The organism is Streptomyces sp. NPDC039423, assembly GCF_055598725.1.
Genome location: NZ_JBVKAH010000005.1, coordinates 92,701 through 112,073, shown reverse-complemented (window position 1 = coordinate 112,073; position 19,373 = coordinate 92,701). Strand labels below are relative to the sequence as shown.

At 74.0% G+C, this 19,373-nt stretch carries 16 protein-coding genes and 1 pseudogene; 6 read left to right on the top strand and 11 right to left on the bottom strand.

What is annotated here, in order from left to right; all coding sequences use genetic code 11:
* Nucleotides 1-14: 14 nt before the first annotated feature.
* The 4 genes from ACZ7LK_RS17765 to ACZ7LK_RS17750 form a co-directional block, all read right to left on the bottom strand.
* Complete coding sequence (locus ACZ7LK_RS17765; RefSeq protein ID WP_469465092.1) at nt 15-2,825, bottom strand: helix-turn-helix transcriptional regulator; 2,811 nt, start codon at nt 2,823-2,825, stop codon at nt 15-17.
* Nucleotides 2,826-3,075: 250 nt separating this feature from the next.
* Complete coding sequence (locus ACZ7LK_RS17760; protein ID WP_471142216.1) at nt 3,076-4,887, bottom strand: S8 family peptidase; 1,812 nt, start codon at nt 4,885-4,887, stop codon at nt 3,076-3,078.
* Between the two features lie 557 nt (nt 4,888-5,444).
* A complete protein-coding gene (locus ACZ7LK_RS17755; RefSeq protein ID WP_392273959.1) occupies nt 5,445-5,864 on the bottom strand; it encodes a hypothetical protein in 420 nt (139 codons plus the stop codon).
* A gap of 5 nt (nt 5,865-5,869) precedes the next feature.
* A complete protein-coding gene (locus ACZ7LK_RS17750; RefSeq protein ID WP_392274363.1) occupies nt 5,870-6,343 on the bottom strand; it encodes an ATP-binding protein in 474 nt (157 codons plus the stop codon).
* A gap of 214 nt (nt 6,344-6,557) precedes the next feature.
* On the opposite strand from ACZ7LK_RS17750, the gene ACZ7LK_RS17745 reads away from it, so the two are divergent.
* From ACZ7LK_RS17745 to ACZ7LK_RS17735, 3 genes are all read left to right on the top strand, one after another.
* A complete protein-coding gene (locus tag ACZ7LK_RS17745) occupies nt 6,558-7,421 on the top strand; it encodes a helix-turn-helix domain-containing protein (RefSeq protein WP_392273958.1) in 864 nt (287 codons plus the stop codon).
* Entirely contained in the window at nt 7,422-7,667 is a 246-nt protein-coding gene (locus ACZ7LK_RS17740) for a DUF397 domain-containing protein (protein ID WP_064072405.1), read from the top strand.
* 133 nt (nt 7,668-7,800) lie between these two features.
* Nucleotides 7,801-8,589 (top strand): SAM-dependent methyltransferase, encoded by a 789-nt coding sequence (locus ACZ7LK_RS17735; RefSeq protein WP_392273957.1) that lies wholly within the window; start codon nt 7,801-7,803, stop codon nt 8,587-8,589.
* Nucleotides 8,590-8,759: 170 nt separating this feature from the next.
* Here ACZ7LK_RS17735 and ACZ7LK_RS17730 read toward each other — a convergent pair whose 3' ends face one another.
* Nucleotides 8,760-10,655, bottom strand: coding sequence for a M64 family metallopeptidase (locus ACZ7LK_RS17730; protein WP_471141716.1), 1,896 nt, complete (start codon nt 10,653-10,655; stop codon nt 8,760-8,762).
* A gap of 57 nt (nt 10,656-10,712) precedes the next feature.
* Nucleotides 10,713-12,035: a 6-phospho-beta-glucosidase gene (locus tag ACZ7LK_RS17725; RefSeq protein WP_392273955.1), complete on the bottom strand. Its 1,323-nt coding sequence runs from the start codon at nt 12,033-12,035 to the stop codon at nt 10,713-10,715.
* 105 nt (nt 12,036-12,140) lie between these two features.
* Here ACZ7LK_RS17725 and ACZ7LK_RS17720 point away from each other — a divergent pair.
* Nucleotides 12,141-12,413 (top strand): annotated as a pseudogene (locus ACZ7LK_RS17720) (alpha/beta fold hydrolase); the annotation flags it as partial.
* Nucleotides 12,414-12,565: 152 nt separating this feature from the next.
* On the opposite strand, the gene ACZ7LK_RS17715 reads toward ACZ7LK_RS17720, so the two are convergent.
* The 3 genes from ACZ7LK_RS17715 to tgmA form a co-directional block, all read right to left on the bottom strand.
* Entirely contained in the window at nt 12,566-14,338 is a 1,773-nt protein-coding gene (locus ACZ7LK_RS17715; protein ID WP_392273954.1) for a hydroxysqualene dehydroxylase, read from the bottom strand.
* Nucleotides 14,339-14,525: 187 nt separating this feature from the next.
* The gene (gene tgmB, locus ACZ7LK_RS17710; RefSeq protein WP_471141711.1) at nt 14,526-15,464 is read right to left on the bottom strand and encodes an ATP-grasp ribosomal peptide maturase; all 939 of its coding nucleotides are present in this window, start codon (nt 15,462-15,464) and stop codon (nt 14,526-14,528) included.
* A gap of 20 nt (nt 15,465-15,484) precedes the next feature.
* Nucleotides 15,485-15,679, bottom strand: coding sequence for a putative ATP-grasp-modified RiPP (gene tgmA, locus ACZ7LK_RS17705; RefSeq protein ID WP_392273952.1), 195 nt, complete (start codon nt 15,677-15,679; stop codon nt 15,485-15,487).
* A 131-nt stretch (nt 15,680-15,810) separates the two neighbouring features.
* On the opposite strand from tgmA, the gene ACZ7LK_RS17700 reads away from it, so the two are divergent.
* Nucleotides 15,811-16,290: a YchJ family protein gene (locus tag ACZ7LK_RS17700; protein WP_471141708.1), complete on the top strand. Its 480-nt coding sequence runs from the start codon at nt 15,811-15,813 to the stop codon at nt 16,288-16,290.
* A 106-nt stretch (nt 16,291-16,396) separates the two neighbouring features.
* Here ACZ7LK_RS17700 and ACZ7LK_RS17695 read toward each other — a convergent pair whose 3' ends face one another.
* Nucleotides 16,397-16,657 (bottom strand): hypothetical protein, encoded by a 261-nt coding sequence (locus ACZ7LK_RS17695; RefSeq protein WP_392273950.1) that lies wholly within the window; start codon nt 16,655-16,657, stop codon nt 16,397-16,399.
* A 214-nt stretch (nt 16,658-16,871) separates the two neighbouring features.
* Nucleotides 16,872-18,101, bottom strand: a complete 1,230-nt coding sequence (locus ACZ7LK_RS17690; protein WP_471141704.1) for a PucR-like N-terminal domain-containing protein — start codon at nt 18,099-18,101, stop codon at nt 16,872-16,874.
* Between the two features lie 523 nt (nt 18,102-18,624).
* On the opposite strand from ACZ7LK_RS17690, the gene ACZ7LK_RS17685 reads away from it, so the two are divergent.
* Nucleotides 18,625-19,278 (top strand): hypothetical protein, encoded by a 654-nt coding sequence (locus tag ACZ7LK_RS17685; protein ID WP_469465091.1) that lies wholly within the window; start codon nt 18,625-18,627, stop codon nt 19,276-19,278.
* The last annotated feature ends 95 nt before the right edge of the window (nt 19,279-19,373 follow it).

Here is a 19,373-nt window from a genome sequence, read left to right as displayed (position 1 = left end):
GCCCGTCCCGGCCGTCAGCGCACTCCCGCGGCCGGTCCGTTGAGCGCCGTCGCAAGCTGGGCGCGGGAGCGGACGTCGAGTTTCTGGTAGATGCGGGTCAGCCGCGCCTCGACCGTCTTCACGCTCAGGTACAGCTTGGCGGCCGCCTCCTGGTTGCTCGCCCCCTCCCCGACCAGCCGGGCCAGCCGCAGCTCGGCGTCGGTCAGCCGGGACAGGGCGCTCCCGGCGGCGGGCACCGGGGAGGAGTCGGCGGGGGACGGGCTCTCGGCGGTCAGCCCGAGCCACGGCACCGCGCCCGCCCGCTCGAACACGGCAGCCGCCGCCTGCATCGCCGCCTGCGCGGCCGACCGTCTGCGCCGCCGCCGCTCCACCCGCGCCAGGGCGATCAGGCAGCGCCCCTGCTCCAGCACCAGCCCGAGCCCCGCGAACCGCTCGGCGGTCTCCACCAGCAGGCCCACCGCCTCGTCCGTCTTGCCGCTCGCCGCCAGGCACAGCGCGTACACCCGGTCGCAGCCCAGCAGCACCGTCGTACGGCCCAGCCGCTCCGCCACCGGGCCCACGTCGGCCAGCAGCGCCTGGGCCTCCTCCAGGGCGTCCCCGGCCAGCAGCGCCTCCGCCAGCTCCTCGTGCCAGCGCAGCATCGACGGGTCGACCGTGCACTGCGCGTTCTCCCCGTCCCGCACCCGGCGCAGCGTCTCCAGCGCGCCCGCCACGTCCCCGGTCACGAGCTGCACCCGGCCGAGCGCGTACAGGCTCCGCGAAAGGAAGACGTGGTCGCCCTCCTCCTCCGACGCCCGGACGCTGCGCCGCGCGTACCCGGCCGCCCGCGCGAAGCTGCCGCCCGCCGTCTCGGCCAGCGCCAGCGCGTACCAGGCCGGTCCCGGCGACAGGCCCGCCTCCAGCGTCAGGGCGAGCGACCGCCCGGCGTGCGCCAGCGCCGCCGCGCACTGGCCCCGCCGCGCCTCGACCTCGGCGAGGGTACGGAACAGCTCGATCGCGTCCTCGACCGGACCGCGCCGCTCCACGAGCGGCAGCAGCGCGTACAACTGGTCACGGGCCTCGGTGAGCCGGTCGTCGAACAGGGCGTGACGGATCGTCAGGATCTGGGCGGTGTTGTGGACCCCGAGCGGCCGGTCGGTCATCTCCAGGGCCCGTGCCTCAGCCAGCGTCCGCTCGGCGTCCGGCGAACCCAGCACCCGGTCCATCCGGGCCTGTTGGGTCAGCGCCCGCGCGGCCGTGTGCCGGTCGCCCACCGACATGGCCAGCGCCGCCGACTCGACCGCCGCCGCCCGGGACCGCACCGGATCGCCGTCCGCGAGGACGTACTTCACCGCCAGCCGCAACTGCACCGCGGCGCGCAGCGCCGGCTCGTGCTCGGAGTCCTCCGTGGCGTGCACATAGATCTCGTCCAGGTCGGTCAGTCCCTGCCCCGCCGTGTCCAGCACGGCGAGCCGCGCGCGGACCCGGTCGGCGGGCGTCGCGTCCCGGGCGAGCAGGTCGGCCGCCGCCCGCATCGCCAGGTCCGCCCGGGCTGCCCGGGCGGCCTCCTCGGCCGCGTCCACCAGCCGCTCCAGCCGCCGCCGCCCCAGGTCCGCGGGGGTGGTCTCGGCGGCCAGCAGCGCCAGTTCGGCGGCGAGCGCGCTGTTGCCGCGCCGCCGCGCGGTGTCGGCCGCCTCGGCGACCTCGGCGGCCAGGTCCTCGTCGGGCACGTCGTTGGCGAGCGCCCGGTGCCGCACCGCCTCCACCGGGTCGTCCACCACCCCGGCGAGCGCGGCGTGCCCCCGGCTGCGCTCGGTCCAGCAGGTGTCGTGGACGAGCGTGGAGGGCAGCAGCCCGGCCGTGAACGCGACCGTCCCGTCCTCGGTCAGCGATATCAGCCCGGCGCGTTCCGCCGCCGCCAGCTCCGCCTCCGCCGTCGGGCGGCCGGCCCGCCGCAGCAGCGCGGTGGTCGGCCGCAGCGCCAGGGCGGCGAGGAGCAGCGTGGCCCGTACGGGGGCGGAGGCGGGCGCCAGCATCCGGCGCGCCACGTCCCGGGCCCGCCCGGACAGGGGCAGCGCCTCGGCGTGGTGCACCGGGGCGGTGGCGTCGGCCAGCGACCGGCCGACCGCCAGGGCCAGGCGCGGGTTGCCGCCGCTCGCCCGGTGGATGCGGCCCGCGAGCCGGGACGGCAGCCGGTGGTGCACCAGCAGCTCCGCCATCTCGTCGGCCTGGAGCGGCGGGACCAGCAGCACGTCGGCCTCGGACGCCACCCACAGGGGCATGGGCGCGCCCCCGCTGTCGGCGCCGCCCCCGGCGTACGGGGCGGGCGTCTCGACGGCGACCACCCGCAGGGCGGGCGGGGCGAGATGCAGGGCGAAGCGCAGCAGGTCGGCACTGTCGGCGTCGATGCGCTGGGCGTCGTCGACGACCAGGAGCACGGGGGACCGTTCGGCGAGGGTGCGCAGGATGCCCGCGATGGCCAGCCGCAGGGCGATGGGGTCCCAGCCGACGGCCGGCGCGGCGGACTCGCGGCAGAGCACCGCCACGGCGTCCCGCTGCGGCCCCGGCAGGCCGTCGAGCGCGACGGCGGGCACGGAGGCGACGAGCGCGGCCGCCGCCGCCCCGGCCATGCCCTGGTCCGCGGGCTGCGGGGCGAGCCACACCACCGTCTCGCCGCGCGCCCCGGCCTGTTCCGCGGCCGCCTGCGCGACCTCCGTCTTGCCGACGCCCGGGGGCCCGGTGAGCAGCGCCCGTCCACGGGCGAGCAGGACCCGGTCCAGCCGCGCGAGCAGTTCGTCCCGCCCGACGGGCGCGGCCCGGTCGGTCTGCCCGGGGCCGTACGGCATGGGGGCGCACGGCGTGGAGGGGTACGGCGCCGACCTCACTTGCGACCACCACCCTCCGGCGCGGACCCCCTGCCCGCGCCCTGCCCGCGATCCGTCTCGCGGTTCTGTCCCGCGAGCGCAGGATACGAACTCGGCCAGGGGAGTCCAGGTGTCCTGTCCGGTATGTGGACGAACACACAAGCGGGCGTGCCCGCGGCGAAGTACCGCGAGCACGCCCCTGACCTGTGAAGATGTACGTCCTGCCGGAGGATCAGAAGGTCAGGCTCCACGAGTCGATGTAGCCGGTGTCACCCGACGCCACGTCGCGGACCTGGAGCTTCCAGGTGCCGTTGGCGACCTCCGAGGAGGCGTCGACCGTGTAGGTCGCGAGGACGTTGTCGGCCGAGTCGTTGCTGCTGGAGTTCTTCAGCCGGTACGCGGTGCCGTCCGGGGCGACCAGGTCGACGACCAGGTCTCCGCGCCAGGTGTGCTTGATGTCCACGTCCACCTTGAGGGCGGCCGGGGCGTTGCCGGTGCGGCCGGTGACGGCGATCGGGGACGTCACGGTGGCGTTGTCCGAGATCGTCACGTTCGTGCTGTTGGTGAACGCCGCTCCGGTACCGGGGGTGGTAGTACCGGTCACGGCGTTCACGGTCTTGGCGGCGTCCGCGATACCGGTGCCGCAGCCGCCGGTGCAGGTGCCCGGCAGCGGTCGGGCGTTGGCCTTGATCGCGGACTCGATCTCGGCGGGGGTCAGGCTCGACTTGGCCGACTTCAGCAGCGCGGCGAGGCCGGCGATGTGCGGGGCGGCCATCGACGTGCCCTGGTAGGGCTTGTAGTTCTCCAGCGACTGGGTGGTGGTGCCCGAGTTCAGCGTGGAGAGGATGCCGTTCTCGGGGGTGGTGACGGTGCCGGGCGTGTCGGTGGCGCGGCGGGTCTCACCGCCCGGGGCCGAGACGTCGATGATGGAGCCGTAGTTCGAGTAGTACGAACGGTTGCCCTCGCGGCTGGTGGACGCCACGTTGATGACGCCCGCGCAGTTGGCGGGGGTGAAGCCCGAGGCGTTGGCGTTGCTGTTGCCCGCCGCGACGACGACGGTCGTGCCGCGCGCGACGGCGCCGTCGATGGCCGTCTTGTAGACGGACGGGCAGGTGGAGCTGGCGCCGCCGAGGCTCATGTTGATGACCTTGGCGGGGTTCGGGTTCGCCGGGATGCCCGGGACGGTGCCGCCGGAGGCCCAGGTGATGGCGTCGGCGATGTCCGAGGACGCGCCGCCGCACTTGCCGAGCACCCGGACGTGCTGGACCTTCGCCCCGTACGCGATGCCCGCGATGCCCTTGGCGTTGGACGTGGTCGCGGCGATGGTGCCGGTGACGTGCGTGCCGTGCCAGGAGGAGTTGCTCGCCTTGGAGCCGGTGCCGCACTCCCCGTCGGTGGCGTTCCAGTCGCCCTCGTCCTTGGGGTCGGCGTCGCGGCCGCTGCCGTCACGGGCGTCGGCGGAGCTGGAGATGAAGTCGTAGCCGGGCACGATGTTGGCGCTCAGGTCGCTGTGCGCGGCGTACCCGGTGTCGATGACGGCGACGGTGACGCCGCTGCCGGTGGTCTTGTCCCAGGCGCCGGGCACGTTCATGCCGCCGGTGGGCTCGAACAGGTCCCACTGCTTGGCGTATTCGGTGTCGTTCGGCGTGACGGCCATCGCGTAGGCGCGGAGGTCGGCCTCCACGGAGGCGACCTGCGGGTCGGCGCGGAAGGCGTCCATGACCTCCGCGACGTCCTGCTTGGAGGCGTCCGCGCCGAGGTCGACCAGCGCGGCGCCGGTGGCCAGGCGGCGCTCGAAGCTGAGCTTCTCGCCCGTCTCGGTGGCCTTCGCCGCGGCGTCGCTCTTGGCGGCGCTGTTCGACGTGGCCTCGGCGGTACGGGACTTGTAGGTGACGATGACCTTGTCCACGGGCGCGCTGGGCAGCGCCGCCGGGGTCATGGCCTGCGAAGCCGGGGCAGCGGGCTTCGGGGTGGGGGTGGCCTCTCCGGCGAGGGCCACCGCGGAGGTGGTGGTCACGCCGAGGATCGTGGCGCTCGCCGCCACGACGGATATGAGTCTCCGCCTGGAACCGTTCAAGGTGTTCCCTTTCAGGGCAGCTCCGGCGACTCCCGGAGCGGCTGACGGTGCAGGGCGCGACGGGCGGCGGGCGCATGGGGACCGCGGACGTGCCGTGGGGGTGGCAGTCCGTGGACCCCGGGCCGGGTATGCCCCTTGCGCCGCCGCCGACGCGACGGCCCCTGGGGCGGGGCCGTCACCGGAGGATTCGCGTTACATGCACCTGACATCGAGGTGGCCGAGAACCTCCGGTGCGGCAGACAGTAGGGAAACCGGCCACGACCCCGATACGGGGAAAACCCTTGTCACCCCCCGCCCCCCACCCCCTGCCGCCACCCACCGGGCGCCGGCCCCCCTCCCGCACGGCCCGCGCCGGGCCCCGGCCCGGCGTACGGCAGGCACGGCGAAGCCCCCGGGCACGGGCACCCGGGGGCGACGGTCGGAACGGAAGGCGCGGGAAGGACACCCGCGGCTCGCGCGGCCCGGCCCCCCAGCCGGGGCCGCGCGAGCCGGCCGCCATGGCTGGGCCACGGCGGTCAGGTGGGTCAGAGACGGGTGCCGACGCCCGGAACGGTCCAGGCGGGGGCCACCCCGGTGAGCTGGCAGATCATGAGGTAGAGCGGGATGGGCGGGGTGTACGGCGACGTCGTGCCCGGCCGGTGGATCAGCCGCGGCCGCCGGTCGGGGACGTACGCCCCCGCCGCGTAGCAGGAGGGCAGCGGCCAGCGCAGGTCCGCGTCCGAGCCGGCCGGGACGATCCACCACCACCAGTCGGTGTCGGCGAACACGCATCCGTCGCCGGGCAGCCGGGACAGCAGCCGGAAGCCGTACCGCGCCGGTACGCCCACCGCGTCGCAGCCCAGGGCCGCCGGCAGCGACGCGGGCAGCGGGAGCCGCACCTCGCCCTCGGGCCCACCCCGCCGGGCCGGTTCCCGCCGGCCGCGCGCCGACAGGAGCGTGGCCATCGTCCTCAGCACGGGTCCGCCAGGCCGCCACCGCCGTGCGCCAGCTCCGCCCACACGACGCGGCCCGCCCCGTGCCGCGCGTCATGGGCGCCCCACGCGCTGCTGACCGCGTCCACGAGCATCAGTCCCCGGCCGCCTTCCTCCGGTGAGCCCCGCCGCAGCCTCGGCGCGGCGGCCGGGCACCCCTCGTCCTGGACCGAGACGCGCAACCGCTCGCCGCAGTCCCGGAGTTCGCAGACCACCCGGCAGCTCGCCGTGTGCACCACGGCGTTGGTGAGGAGCTCGGAGACGACCAGCGTCACCGACTCGCACACGGTGCCGTCCACCTCCCACAGCACCAGCCGTTCCTCGACGAGGTGCCTGGCCCTGGCGACCGATTCCGGGCTCGCCGCGAGTTCGAACGAGAAGCGGCGGACATCGGCGGAGATCGGGGGTCGTGGGGCTATGAGCCGGGGGGTGAGCGCGTTACCAGGAGCCACGACCGATTCCTCACATGGGGGAGCGGCGCCGTACGTCGCCTCTCCCGTGGCGGAGCGCGGCAGCCGCGTGAACTGGTTCACCAACTGGTTCACCGGAATACTTTCCTCCCGACTTGGACACTTGGCAAGTGGCACTCTGAAAGTTGCAGAGTGTGGTGTTCTCTGTGCCCGCCGCATGGCACACTCGTCGAAACAGCGCGTGGGGAGGTCTTAAGTGAGCGAGCCGCGGTCCGCCCCCACCGTGGGACAGGTCGTACTCGGCAAGCGTCTGCAGGATCTGCGGGAGCGGGCGGGGCTGAAGCGGGAAGAGGCCGCCAAGGTGCTCCGCGTGGCACCGGCCACGATCCGCAGGATGGAGACCGCGGAAGTCGCGCTGAAGATCCCCTACGTCCAGCTCCTGCTCCAGGCGTACGGGGTGACGGCCGACGAGGCGGAGGGCTTCGTCCGGCTCGCCGAGGACGCCAACAAGCCGGGCTGGTGGCAGCGGTTCCACGACGTGCTGCCCGGCTGGTTCAGCATGTACGTCAGCCTGGAGGGCGCCGCGAGCGTCATCCGGGCCTACGAGCCGCAGTTCGTCCCCGGCCTCCTCCAGACCGAGGACTACGCCCGCGCCATCCTGCGCGGCGGCGCCGTGGGCCAGGTCCGGCACGACGACATCGAGCGCCATGTGGCCCTCCGGATGGAGCGGCAGTCCCTGCTCGCCCGCCCCGACGCGCCGAAGTTCTGGGTGATCATGGACGAGACGGTGTTCCGCCGTCCCGTGGGCGGCGGGCCGGCCGTGATGCGGGCCCAGGTCGACCGGCTGCTGGAGGCCACCGAGCTGCCGAACGTCACGCTCCAGGTCGCCGAGTTCGCCTCCGGGCACCACCCCGGCACCTACGGACCGTTCGTCCTCTTCCGCTTCGCCGTGCCCGAACTCCCGGACATGGTCTACAGCGAGTACCTGACCGGCGCGGTCTACCTCGACGCGCGCCCCGAGGTGGCCTCGCACCTCGAGGTCATGGACCGCATGGCGGCCCAGGCCGCCACGGCGCAACGTACGAAGGAAATCCTCCGGGATTTCCGCAAGGAGCTGTGAATGGATAGCGCAGAGCGCATATACAACGGCATGCCCGCCGCCGAGCTCGGCGCCGAGGGGTGGCACAAGCCGTGGAGCGGCGGCAACGGCGGCAACTGCGTCGAGGCGATGAAGCTGGCCGACGGCCGGGTCGCGGTCCGCCAGTCCGCCGACCCCGACGGACCCGCGCTGATCTACACCCACGGGGAGATCGCCGCCTTCATCCAGGGGGCGAAGTCGGGCAAGGCCGACTTCCTGCTCACCTGACCGTCGGCCGCCCGACCGCCTTTCCGCTCACCCACCGCCCGTCAGCTCGACCTCCCGTCACCTCGACCTTCCGTCACCTCACCTTCCGCTCAGCAGCATCCATGTCCGTCCACATCGCCAGGGGGAACGCCGGATGACCCGGATCGACACCAGCAAGCCGCACCCGGCCCGTATGTACGACTGGTTCCTGGGCGGCAAGGACAACTATCCGGTCGACGAGGAGATGGCCAGGCAGTTGCTGACCGTCGACTCCCGGGGGCGCGACATGGCCCGGGTCAACCGTGCCTTCATGCACCGGGCCACCCGCTGGCTCGGCGCCAACGGTGTCCGCCAGTACCTGGACGTCGGCAGCGGCATACCGACCGAGCCGAACCTCCACCAGATCGCCCAGCAGGTCGCCCCCGAGTCGCGGATCGTCTACTGCGACAACGACCCCATCGTGCTCGCCCACGCCGAGGCGCTGCTCCGCTCCACCCCCGAGGGCGCCACCGCGTACATCCAGGCCGACGCGCGGGAGCCGGGGGACATCCTCGAACGGGCGGGCGAGGTCCTGGACTTCACCCGCCCGGTCGCCCTGTCCCTGCTCGCCCTGCTGCACTTCGTGGACGACGAGGACGGGGCGTACGAGCTGCTCGGCCGGCTCGTCGAGCGGCTGCCGTCCGGCAGCTACCTCGTGCTGTCGCACGTCACCGGGGACTTCGACCCGGAGGGCGCGGCCAAGGCGCGCGCGCTGTACCGGAGCCGTGGCCTCACCCTGCGGCCGCGCACCCGCGAGGAGTTCACGCGCTTCTTCGACGGCCTGGAGCTCGCCGAACCCGGGGTGTCGCTCACGGCGGACTGGCACCCGGAGCTCGGCGAGGCCGTCCCGGTCGCCGGCGACGACCCGATCCCGGGGTACGCCGGCGTGGCACGCAAGCCCTAGGTCGTGTCCGCGAAGTCTCGCCTGGCCCGCGGTGTCCCGCACGCGCGCTCGCGGCGTTGTCGTCGGTCGTCGATACTCCGTATCGACTCCCTCCTCCGCCTTGCGATCGCACGCACCGGACACCGCGGCCCCCGCCCTCCGGGCGGACGCCGATACTTTCCGGACACTCCCTAACGTGCCGCCGGGGGCATCAGCGTGACGAGGAACCTCTTGGCCGGGCCGGTGTTCCCGGCCGAGTCGATCGTGCGGTACTCCACCGTGTGCGTGCCGTACTCGGGCGTCGCGTCGTCCCAGGGGACCACGCGCGGGGTGCCGAGCTTGCCGTAGACCAGGCCGTCGATCTCGGTGCCGCCGGGGGTGAAGCGGAACGGCGCGTCCGCGTCGGTCGGCCAGCCGTAGTACGTGTACCAGCCGTCGCCGTCGACCCGGAACTGGCTGACCACGTACCCGTCCTGGTCGTCCCGCGCGGTCAGCCGCATCGTGAACGGACCGTCGTACACGTACTCCACCGGGCGGCCCGGGCGGCGGACCGTGCGCAGCGGCTCCGACAGCTCGTACGCCCCGGTGGCCGGTGTCGCGTCGACCGTCCAGCGCAGCTCGTGGCCGGTGCCCGCGATCCGGGCGGTCAGGGTGTGGGTGACGCCGGGGCGCATCCGCAGCGCGGACAGGTCCAGGTCGCGGTCGTTGCCGGCGCCGGCCACCCGCCGGCCGTCCAGCCGCCACTGGACGGCGAGGATGCGGTCGGCCGGGTGCGTGGTGTCGGCGTACACGACCGAGCGGGCCCCGACGGGCGTCCCGGTGGCGGTGTGCCCGGTGAACGCGGCGGCCACCGGTTCGGGCCGGGTGGTGACCGCCGGGTCGACCGTCCAGGTGACCTTGCGGGTCAGGGCCGCCGAGCCCCGCACCGCCGGGTCCCGCACGAACGGCGTGGGATCGGTGACCGTCGCGGTCAGGGTGTGCCGGCCGGGTGCCACGTCCAGCCGCCGCAGGTCGACCGTGCGGGCCCCGGCCGTCCCCACGGGGCGCCCGTCGAGCCGCCAGGTCACGTCCAGTTCACCGCCCACCGGGTGCAGCGTGTCCACCCACACCGTCCGGTCGGCGCCCAGCGGCGCGGTGTTCGGGGTGTGCGCCCGGACCAGGTTCACCTTCGACGAGATCGCCCGCACCATGACCTCGCGGCCCACCTGGTCGAAGGCGTACCCGAGGGTCTTCATGATCGAGTGCCGGCTGGGCCGCCACACGCCCTTCGTGCTGTAGAGCCCGCCCTCGTGGCGGCCGATGACGCCCCCCGACTCGCTCTCCTCGCCCAGCCACCGCCACCACTTGGCCCGCTGGTCCCTCATCCGCCGCTCGGTGAGCACGGTGTGGTGCGCGGACGCCGGTTCGCCGCCCTCGTACGCACCGCCGGGGACACCGCGCCCGTAGTAGTCGTACTCGTCCTGGAGCCCGCCCAGGGAGTGGCCGATCTCGTGCGGGGTGATCAGGGAGGACAGTGCGTTGCCGCCGGACGCGGTGGCGTGGGTGCCGCCCGCGCCGCCGTAGGTGTCGCTGTTGGCGAGGGCGACGATCTGCCGGTTGGCCGCCGTCGTGCCCGGTACCAGGCCGGCGAGCGCGTCGGCCGCGTCGCCGTCCACGGTCAGCAGCCGCTGCACGCTGCCGGGGTCGCAGCCGCCCCAGAAGCCCATCCCGAGCGGGGTGTCCCGGCGCGGGGCGTCCAGCGCGGGGTCGCAGTCGACCCCCGACTCGGCCGAGGGGACCTCCACCGCCCAGACGTTGACGTAGGAACGGTAGGAAGCGAACGGCTCGATGCTCCACAGCACGTTGAGGTGCTTCTCGACGTCCGCCCGGAACTCGGGAAGCTGTTCCGCGGTGTAGCCGTCCCCGAGCAGGACCAGGTTGAACCGTTCGTCCGCGGGGCCGGTGGTCTGTACCGGGACGACGGTGGCGTTCTCGGTGACCGGCGGGCGCTCCCCGGCGGTGGCCGGTCCGGAGCCCACCAGCGCGGTGGTGAGGAGGCAGGCCGCGCCGGTCAGCGCGGCGGCTCGTCCAAGGCGTTGAGGAACCATGGGGCCGGAGCGTACGGTGCGGCCAACGAGCCGTAAAGACACCGCTGTTGGCCATCGCTACGCCAGATAGCGCAGCCCCGGGTGTTCGCTCACGTACGCGTCGAGGAGCCGTCGCGCCACCGACACCGAGTCCACCAGCGGGTGCAGGGCGAACGCCTTGACGGCGGCCGCCCGCGACCCGCCCTCCGCGGCCGCCAGCACCTCCCGCTCGACCGCCTTGACCGTGGTCACCAGCCCGGCCGCGTGCCGGGGAAGCGGTGCGGCCGACACCGGGTGGGCGCCGTTGGCGTCGACGAAGCAGGGCACCTCGACGACCGCGTCCGGGTCCAGCTCCGCGAGGGTGGTGCGGTTGCGGACGTTCAGGATCAGGGTGGTGCGCTCGTCGCGGGCGACGGCCCGCATCAGCGCCAGGGCGACCTGCTCGTACCCGCCCGGCTCCAGGTCCTCCTCCGCCCGCTCCCCGGCGCCGGCCGCCTCCCGGTTGGCCGCCATGTAGGTGGCCTCGCGCTCGGCCAGGGTGGCGTGCCAGGTGTCCAGGGAGGGGGAGCCGTAGAACCCGGCCTGCTGTTCGCGCAGGTAGGCGCCCCGGGTCAGCCCGGCGTCGCGGTAGGCGTGCACCGCCTCGCGGTTGAAGTAGTAGTAGTGCAGGTACTCGTTGGGGATCGCGCCCAGGGAGCGCAGCCAGTCGGCGCCGAACAGCTTGCCCTCCTCGAAGGAGCCCAGCGCCCCGGGGTCCGCCAGCAGCCGGGGCAGCTCGTCCCGCCCCGCCACCCGCACACCGCGCAGCCAGCCCAGGTGGTTGAGGCCCACGTAGTCGAAGAACGCCTCGTCCGGGTCGGCCCCGAGCAGCCGCGCCACGCGCCGCCCCAGGCCCACGGGCGAGTCGCAGATGCCGATCACCCGGTCGCCCAGGACCCGGGACATGGCTTCCGTGACGAGCCCGGCCGGATTGGTGAAGTTGATGACCCAGGCGTCCGGGGCGACCGCCGCGACCCGGCGGGCGATCGACACGGCCACCGGGACCGTGCGCAGCCCGTACGCGATGCCGCCCGCGCCCACCGTCTCCTGGCCCAGCACGCCCTCGGCCAGTGCCACCCGCTCGTCCGCCGCCCGCCCTGCCAGGCCCCCGACGCGGATCGCCGAGAACACGAAGTCGGCGCCCCGCAGGGCCTCGTCGAGGTCCGTGGTGGCCGTCACCACGGGGGCGTCCGGGACGCCCGCCGCCTGCTCGGCCAGCACACCGCGGACCGCCCGCAGCCGGTCCGCGTCCACATCGTGCAGGGTCACCCGGGTGACCCGCCCCTCCGCGCGGTCGCCCAGCAGCGCCCGGTACACCAGCGGAACGCGGAAACCGCCGCCACCCAGAATCGTCAGCTTCATGCGGTCACGCTACTCGGCCGCGCGGGAGCGCCCGGAAAGGCTTGACCACGGCAGGACCGAGCGAGACGATACGTATCGTCTCGTCCTCATGGAAGGGAACCACCCGTGCCCCAGCCCCACGTCCGGTACGTCCGGACCGCCCCCGGCGTGGGCCTGTGGACCGAGTGGCGCGGTGACCCGGACGCCCCCGCGCTGCTCCTGATCATGGGTGCCCAGGCGTCCGGCCTCGGCTGGCCCGACGAACTGTGCGACCTGCTCGCCGCCCACCACCGGGTCATCCGCTACGACCACCGCGACACGGGCCGCTCGACCTGGTCCTACGGCAAGGAGCCCTACGCCCTCACCGCCCTCGCGGAGGATGCGGTCGCACTGCTCGACGGCCCCCGCCGCCCCACCCCCGGCACCTGGCGCAGGTCACCGGCGGCGCCGACCTGGTCGAGGCCCCCGGGATGGGGCACGCCCTGCCGCGCCAGGTCCTCGCGCCGCCGGCCGAGGCGGTCCTGGGGCACACCGCGCGCCCCTGAGCGCCCTCAGCCCACGTCCAGCGCGTTCCGCAGCCCCAGCCGGTACCGGACGCGGTCGTGCCGCTTCAGGGCCTCGATCTCCGGCGCCCGGAACAGGGGCTTCACCACGCACCGGGGGGCGTCGGAACCGGTCCGGTCCAGCAGGGCGTTGACGGCCTGGCGGGCGGCGGCGTTGGCGCCCTCCATCGTCGCCAGGTCGATGGCGACCGACACGTAGTCGCCCGCCAGGAAGAAGTTGGGGACCGCCGTGGCCGCCGGCGGGCGGAGGTGGAACGTGCCGACCGGGTGGATCAGCAACTCGTCCTCGTTGGTGGGGTGCGGGGTGCCGAGACCGTCCACGCCCGGGTCCAGGAACCACGAGTGCAGGGCACCGTCCTTGAGCACCGTGCGGCCGGTGTCGTTGAGGGCCGCCTTGAGCTGGGCCCACACCTCACGGGCCACCTGCTCGCGCGTGCACTGCTTGGCCGTCCGGCCGTACAGGATCCCCGGCCTGTCCCACTCCGAGATGTCCACGGACAGGCACTCCACCGCCACGCCGTCGCCGTAGTCGGCCGGGAAGTCCCGCCGCGGCCAGTGCCCCGCCTGGGCGATCGCCGTCAGCGCCCACGGCGAGTCGATGCAGTTGACGTGGCCGCGCACCATGGGCGGACGCTCGGTCAGATAGAACTGGATGCCCGTCATCCAGTCGGTCCGGAGCCCGTCGCACCGCGCCAGCCGGGGGTCCGCCGCCCGCAGGGCCGCGCCCCAGGTGCGCCGCGCGTGCTCGACCGGCAGGGCGCACACATAGTGGTCGGCGCGGACCGTGCCGCGGACGCCGGCGGGGTCCTCCACCAGTGCGCCGGTCACCTCGCCCCCTCCGTACAGCACCTCGCGCAGGCTCCAGCCGATACGGAACTCGACGCCCAGCGACCGCAGGTGGGCCTCCCACGGGTCGATCCACGCCTCGTTGGTGGGCGCGTCCAGGATCCGGTCCGGCGGGCCGTCCGCGCCACGGCCGAGCGCGTTGAAGACGAACGCCTCGCCGAGCGTGCCCACCGTGCGGGTGCTGGCCTCCTCCGCCTTGGTGGCCACGATGTTGCGGGTGACGCCGATGGCGAGGATCCGCTGGTACGTCTCCGACATCCGCGCCGCCCGGGTGAACTCCCACCAGGGCATGTGCTCCCACACCTCGTCGCGCCGCTCGTCGCAGCTCGTCAGGAAGACCAGCGCGCGGTTGACGAAGTACGCGCCCTCGTGGAGCGGCAGCCCGGTCGCCGTCTCGACCAGCGCGGTCAGGGCCCGGCGGATGTCGTCGAGCGTGAGCCGCTCCGGCTGGTGGCCCGGCCACGGGATGGGCATCCGCAGGTCCTCGCGGCCGGTGCGGGCGAACGCCATCTCGCGGGGCGCGACCAGGTTGTCGTACACGCCGTGGGCGTTGCCGGGGAACGGGATGCGCCGCATCGTGTCGGGGAGGTTGTGGTAGATGCCCGGGATGAACCGGAACCCGTGCTCGGCCGGCAGGGGTCTGCGCCCGCCCCTGGAGCTGCCGGGCACGTCCATGCTGCGCGCCTTGCCGCCGAGCGCGCGCCGCTCGTAGAGCGTGACCCGGAACCCCCGCTCGGCCAGCTCGTGCGCGGCGGTCATCCCGGCGACCCCGCCGCCGAACACCGCGACGGCCGGGCCGCGGGGCGCCGGGGCCGCCGCGGCCGCCGGGCCCGGCAGCGCGCCCACCCCGACCGCCCCGGTGACGGCGGTGGCGCCCGCCATGAAGGTGCGTCGTGTCGTACCCGTACGGTGCATGCCCCACCCACCCTTACCCGAGGTAACCAGCCCGTCGGTCGCAGGAGCTTAGGGCCGCCCCGCGCGACCCGGAACCACCGTGCGCCCCGCCACCGCACAATGGCCGGTTCCCGCCACCGGCCTCGCGCCGGCACCACCCGCCGGCCCCCGGCCCCCCGGGCCGCCCGGGCCGGGGAGAGACGCGGGCTCAGGTGTGCGCCGGGCCGGGAGCCGCCAGCCAGGACGCGACCGCCCCGGCGATCGGCAGCCCGGTCTCCAGCTCCACGAACCCGAACTGCCCGCCCTGGTTGCACTCCAGGAACCACCACAGGCCCTCGGCGTCCTCGGCGAAGTCGAACGCGGCGTACACCAGACCGGCCAGGTCCATGAACTCCCGCACCGGACGGGCGATCCGGTCCGGCACCCCGACCGGCTCCCACGCGTGCCCGGTGTCGCCGTACCGCCCGTCCACCTGCCCCTCCGCGGACGCCTTGCGCGCGGCGAACAGCCGGCCCCCGACGCAGGTGAGCCGGACGTCCGCCCGCTTGGGCACGTACCGCTGGAAGAGCGTCGGCCCGGCCGCGACCCCCGCGAAGTCCGCCCCCGGCTCCACCAGCGTGGTGGGCAGCGCGACCGGCGGATCGGTACGCGGCGGCCCCGACAGGGACTTCACCACCACCCGCCCGTACCGCCCGGCGAACTCCTCCGCCACCCGCGGGAACGTCGTGATCAGCGTGGGCGGCACGGCGAAGCCGCTGTGGTGCGCGACCCGCAACTGCCAGGGCTTGTACCGCGCCTGCGCGGCCGGCCGCGGATGGTTCATCCAGCGCGCCGTGGTCGAGTACAGCATCCCGTACAGCGCCTGCCCGGTCTCCGCGCCCAGCCACGCCGACGTCCCCGGCGCGTGTGCCGCCGGCTCGCCCGGGCGGCGCACCCACACGGAGCGCAGCGCCCGGGAGCTGACCATGCGCCCCTGTGCCGAGAGGTAGCAGTGGAAGTCCCCGTGCACGTACTCGGCGGACAGATCGGCCCCACCGGGCAGGTCGGCGGGGTCCAGCCGTACGAGCGGCACACCCCGCTCGTGCAGCTCGGCCACCACCATGTCCGCCGTGACGTCCTGAGGGCTCGTCAGGACCAGAACGGTCATCAGCTCGCGCCGGCCGTGCTTCAGTCGTCGAAGTGCGTCTGGGAGCCGGCGGTGGACGTGGTCGTGCCCGCGGCCAGCAGCAGCGCCCGGTCGCTGATGGCCGGGCGCCCGTCGGGCAGGACGTTGAGCTGGAGCGCCGGGTCGTAGGTGTAGAGCGCGGTGACGTCCTCCGAAGCCTTCTGCGGACGCGCGTAGCTGCACGCGAACGGCTGCATGATCCCCTCCATCATTCGTCAACTCCGGTACGAGTGACGGTACGCGGGGGCGTGTGTAGGGGGCTCACTACGCTCCGCTGCGCACCGGACGCGCGGCCGGCCGGGCCCCCGGCGACCGGCACAATGGAGGCATGCCCCGACGCACCCCCGCCCGCCGCGCCACCCCCCGCCCCACCTCGCGTAACCCCCGGTCCGCCGCACACCCGCGCACCGCCTCCGAGGTGCGGGACGACAGCCCCTGCCCGTGCGGACTGCCCGCCGCCTACGGGGCCTGTTGTGGCCGGTTTCACACGGGCGGGGCGCTCGCGCCGACCGCCGAACTGCTGATGCGCTCCCGCTACAGCGCCTTCGTCGTCCGCGACGAGCCGTATCTGCTGCGCACCTGGGCACCGGCCACCCGGCCGCGGAGCGTGGACTTCGACCCCGCCATGCGCTGGACCGGCCTGGAGATCACCGGTACCACCGACGGCACCCTCTTCCACACCACCGGCACGGTCTCCTTCGTCGCCCGCTACACCCACGGCGGCGAGCCCGGCGCGCTGAGCGAACGCAGCCGCTTCGAGCGGACCGACGGCGCCTGGGTGTACGTGGACGGCACCTTCACCGAATAGGCGGCGCGGCCGGCAGGAGGACGCCTCGGCGCCGGCTTCAGTGACGGGCCGGCGCGCGGCCGGCCGCGGCGGGAGATCAGCGCCGGGCGGCGCCCCGGGCGGAGGATCAGCGCCAGGACGCGCCCGGGCGGAGCAGCAGGCCCGGGTTGTAGGCGCCGAGCACCTTGTTGGCGCGGGCCAGCGCGGCCAGGGCGTGCTCGCGGTCCGCCTGGTCCTCGGTGCACAGGGGTGCCCGGAACCGGTACACCTCGCGCGCCGCGCACTCGGCGTCGACCTCCGCCTGAAGGATGCCGATCGGCATGCACGAGCCGATGAGGGCGGCCACCCGGTCGGGGATCGGGACGGGGACGAGGGGCGACGCGGTCACGTGGAGTCCTTCACTGCTGAGCGCTGCTTGTGGCAGCCGTCTGTTTGCTGTGCTCCCTCCATGGGTACAGCATCAGGTTCGCGTTTACCCCAAGGGTTTGTATCTGTGCTGCAACCGTTTGCTCCGCGACCGGTGATTTCCGTCGCACGAACGCCCGAAGTCCCCGCCGGACGGCAGGTGTTGATCTTCCCGGCCGCGGTCAGCCCCGCCGGCCCTAGGCGGTGCCCCGCCGGCCGCCGGACTCCGCGGCACGCAGGTGCAGCGCCCGCAGCACCGCCTCCGTCGCGAACCTGGACCGGGGGTCGGCGAGCCGTCCGCCGAACCGGGCTTCGAGGTTGCGCATCCGGTAGCGCACGGTCTGCGGGTGCACGTCGAGCAGCTCGCCCATCTGCGCGGCGGTGCCGCGGGTGTCCAGCCAGGTGCGCAGGGTATCGATGAGCCGGTCGCGGCGGGTGGGCGTGAGTCCGGCGAGCGGGGCCAGCTCCCGCTCGGCGAGCTGGTCGACGAGGGCGGGGTCCGCCAGCAGCCAGAGGGTCACCAGGTGGTCGGCGCAGAAGGTGAGCGGGGCGTCCTCGACGACACCGGCGTCGATCAGTTCCAGGACGCGGCGGGCCCAGCGGAGCGAGTCGGCCGCGGAGGCCAGGGGGACGGTGAGGCCCACGGCCGCGCGGTCCGCCGGGAGGGCCGCCTCGAGCGACCGCCTCCGTGTGTCGTCCAGCGGGCCGGGGAACAGCAGGTGCGGCTGAGGGTCGCTCGGGTCGACCAGGACATCGTTGTCGGGTTTGCCGCGGAGGGAGGGACGGGCCGGAGGGCGCAGCGCGACGAGCGTGACCCGGTCGGGCAGCGGCCAGCCGGTCTGCTCGGCCAGTTCGGCGAGGGCGGTGCGCGGGACGGGCGGTCCGGCGAGGATCAGGTGCAGCAGCCGTCTGCGTAAGGACTCGGCCTGTTCGACGGTCTCCGCCCGGACTTGCAGATAGCCCTCCCGGGACAGCGCCTCCAGCTCGTCGACGTAGGCGAACAGCGCGTCGGCGAAGCTGAGCATCAGGGTGGGGGAGAAGTTGTAGCGCCTGCCGACCTTCTTGGCCCGCCGCAGCGCCACCCGGGCGCCCAGGCGGTAGGCCCCCAGCAGGGTTTCCAGGCTGCGGCCCTCGTACGCCTCGAACCGGCCGAACCGCCGGCACATCTCGTCGCGCAGGGTCGTGGGGGCCGAGGGGGAGGCGACCTGGTCGACGAAGGCGGAGATGTTCTCCTCGACGCCGAGGCGGATCGCCTTGCCGTAGGGGCCGCCCAGGAGGCGGGCGTACTCGGGGTAGGCGCGCGTGACCTCGATGCCGATCTCCTGGACGAGGCTCGGCAGTTCGGGCCGGATGATGGCGGCGAACTCCTGGGGGAGCGGCCCCAGTGGCTCGCCCACGTCCGACGGCTGGGTGGTGGATCGGGGCATGGCGGGTGGCCCCTCCTTCTCCGGGTGCGGCCGGTGGGGGGAGGTGGTGCGGGGGCGCTGTGGGGGGAAGCGCTCCCACGTGCGGGCGGGGTCGAGCACTTCGTGGGTGCCGAACATAGACCAGGAGTCGCCGGGCGCGCACCAGTACGGACCAATGGTCCGGGCGCGGTGCACGGATCTGGCCGAAGCCCGACCGTCTTCCCGGTCCGGGCGGGGCCGGCACCCGGCCGAAGGGGCGGGAGTGCTCACTTCCGTACAAGAAACCCCGGCGATCTGTGGCCCGTACGACAAGAAAATACCCGTCGGTAAGAATGCCGGGGAAAACTTACGGGCGCGTATTGCGCGGCCGGTTACTCGCTCGTAGCGTCAATCGCGCAAGGTGCTCGACCTGGTGGCCGTACGCAATTGGCCCCGTGTTCCGTGAAGTGAGCCGCCACCGCTTGTCCCCGGCGTGTACGAGCCGCATACGCGTGGGGGAAAGCGGTCATCAGGTACGCCCCATCCCCTCAGGAGGGAACAGCCCGTGCGACCCGTTACCAGAATTTCCGCCATTTCCGCCGCCGCGTTACTGGCCGCCGCCGGAGTGTCCGCGACGACCGCGTCGGCCGCCCCCCAGGCCACCTGGACCGTCAGCAACCCGGCCGCGGACGACGTGTTCACAGCCACCAACGTCCCGGCCGCCAACGCCGTCCTCACCAACGTGACCACCGGCGCCACCATCACGTGTTCCGTCTACGCCGCCTCCGGGACCGCCGTGGACGGCGCCTACGCCAGTGGGGCCGGCCTGGCCACCATCGGCACCGCCACCTTCGGCACCTCCGCCACCAAGTGCAACGGCCCGCTCGGGTCCAAGTGGGTCTCCTCGTCCGTCCAGGCGATGAAGCTCAACGGGGTCACCTACGCCGCGGGCGTCACCAAGGGCACGCTGACCGGCGTGAAGGTGACCCTCACCGGCACCAGCCTGCTCGGGACGTGCAACGCCACGATCGAGGGGTCCGCCAACACCGGCAGCTACACCAACGCGACCGGCGTCCTGGAGATCGTGCCCGACGCCACCCCGGCGCTGACCGTCACCAGTGCGTCCGGGTCGTGCGCGGGCCTGATCAAGACCGGCGACAAGGCCAAGTTCGGCGCCAAGTACCAGGTCTCGCCGGTCCTCACGGTCACCAGCCCGTAAGCACCGGGCGGGCGGCCCCCGTTTGGGGGGGCGGGGGTGGTGTGGGGGGGGGTGCAGGCACGTACACCGCCCCCCCCCCCTCGCCCCCAAACCCC

Coding starts and splice junctions, on each gene's coding strand:
- ACZ7LK_RS17715 (WP_392273954.1), bottom strand. CDS start 14,338: ATGCACCGTACGGGTACGACACGACGCACCTTCATGGCGGGCGCCACC.
- ACZ7LK_RS17730 (WP_471141716.1), bottom strand. CDS start 10,655: ATGGTTCCTCAACGCCTTGGACGAGCCGCCGCGCTGACCGGCGCGGCC.
- tgmB (WP_471141711.1), bottom strand. CDS start 15,464: ATGACCGTTCTGGTCCTGACGAGCCCTCAGGACGTCACGGCGGACATG.
- ACZ7LK_RS17735 (WP_392273957.1), top strand. CDS start 7,801: ATGACCCGGATCGACACCAGCAAGCCGCACCCGGCCCGTATGTACGAC.
- ACZ7LK_RS17740 (WP_064072405.1), top strand. CDS start 7,422: ATGGATAGCGCAGAGCGCATATACAACGGCATGCCCGCCGCCGAGCTC.
- ACZ7LK_RS17700 (WP_471141708.1), top strand. CDS start 15,811: ATGCCCCGACGCACCCCCGCCCGCCGCGCCACCCCCCGCCCCACCTCG.
- tgmA (WP_392273952.1), bottom strand. CDS start 15,679: ATGCAGCCGTTCGCGTGCAGCTACGCGCGTCCGCAGAAGGCTTCGGAG.
- ACZ7LK_RS17755 (WP_392273959.1), bottom strand. CDS start 5,864: ATGGCCACGCTCCTGTCGGCGCGCGGCCGGCGGGAACCGGCCCGGCGG.
- ACZ7LK_RS17690 (WP_471141704.1), bottom strand. CDS start 18,101: ATGCCCCGATCCACCACCCAGCCGTCGGACGTGGGCGAGCCACTGGGG.
- ACZ7LK_RS17725 (WP_392273955.1), bottom strand. CDS start 12,035: ATGAAGCTGACGATTCTGGGTGGCGGCGGTTTCCGCGTTCCGCTGGTG.
- ACZ7LK_RS17765 (WP_469465092.1), bottom strand. CDS start 2,825: ATGCCGTACGGCCCCGGGCAGACCGACCGGGCCGCGCCCGTCGGGCGG.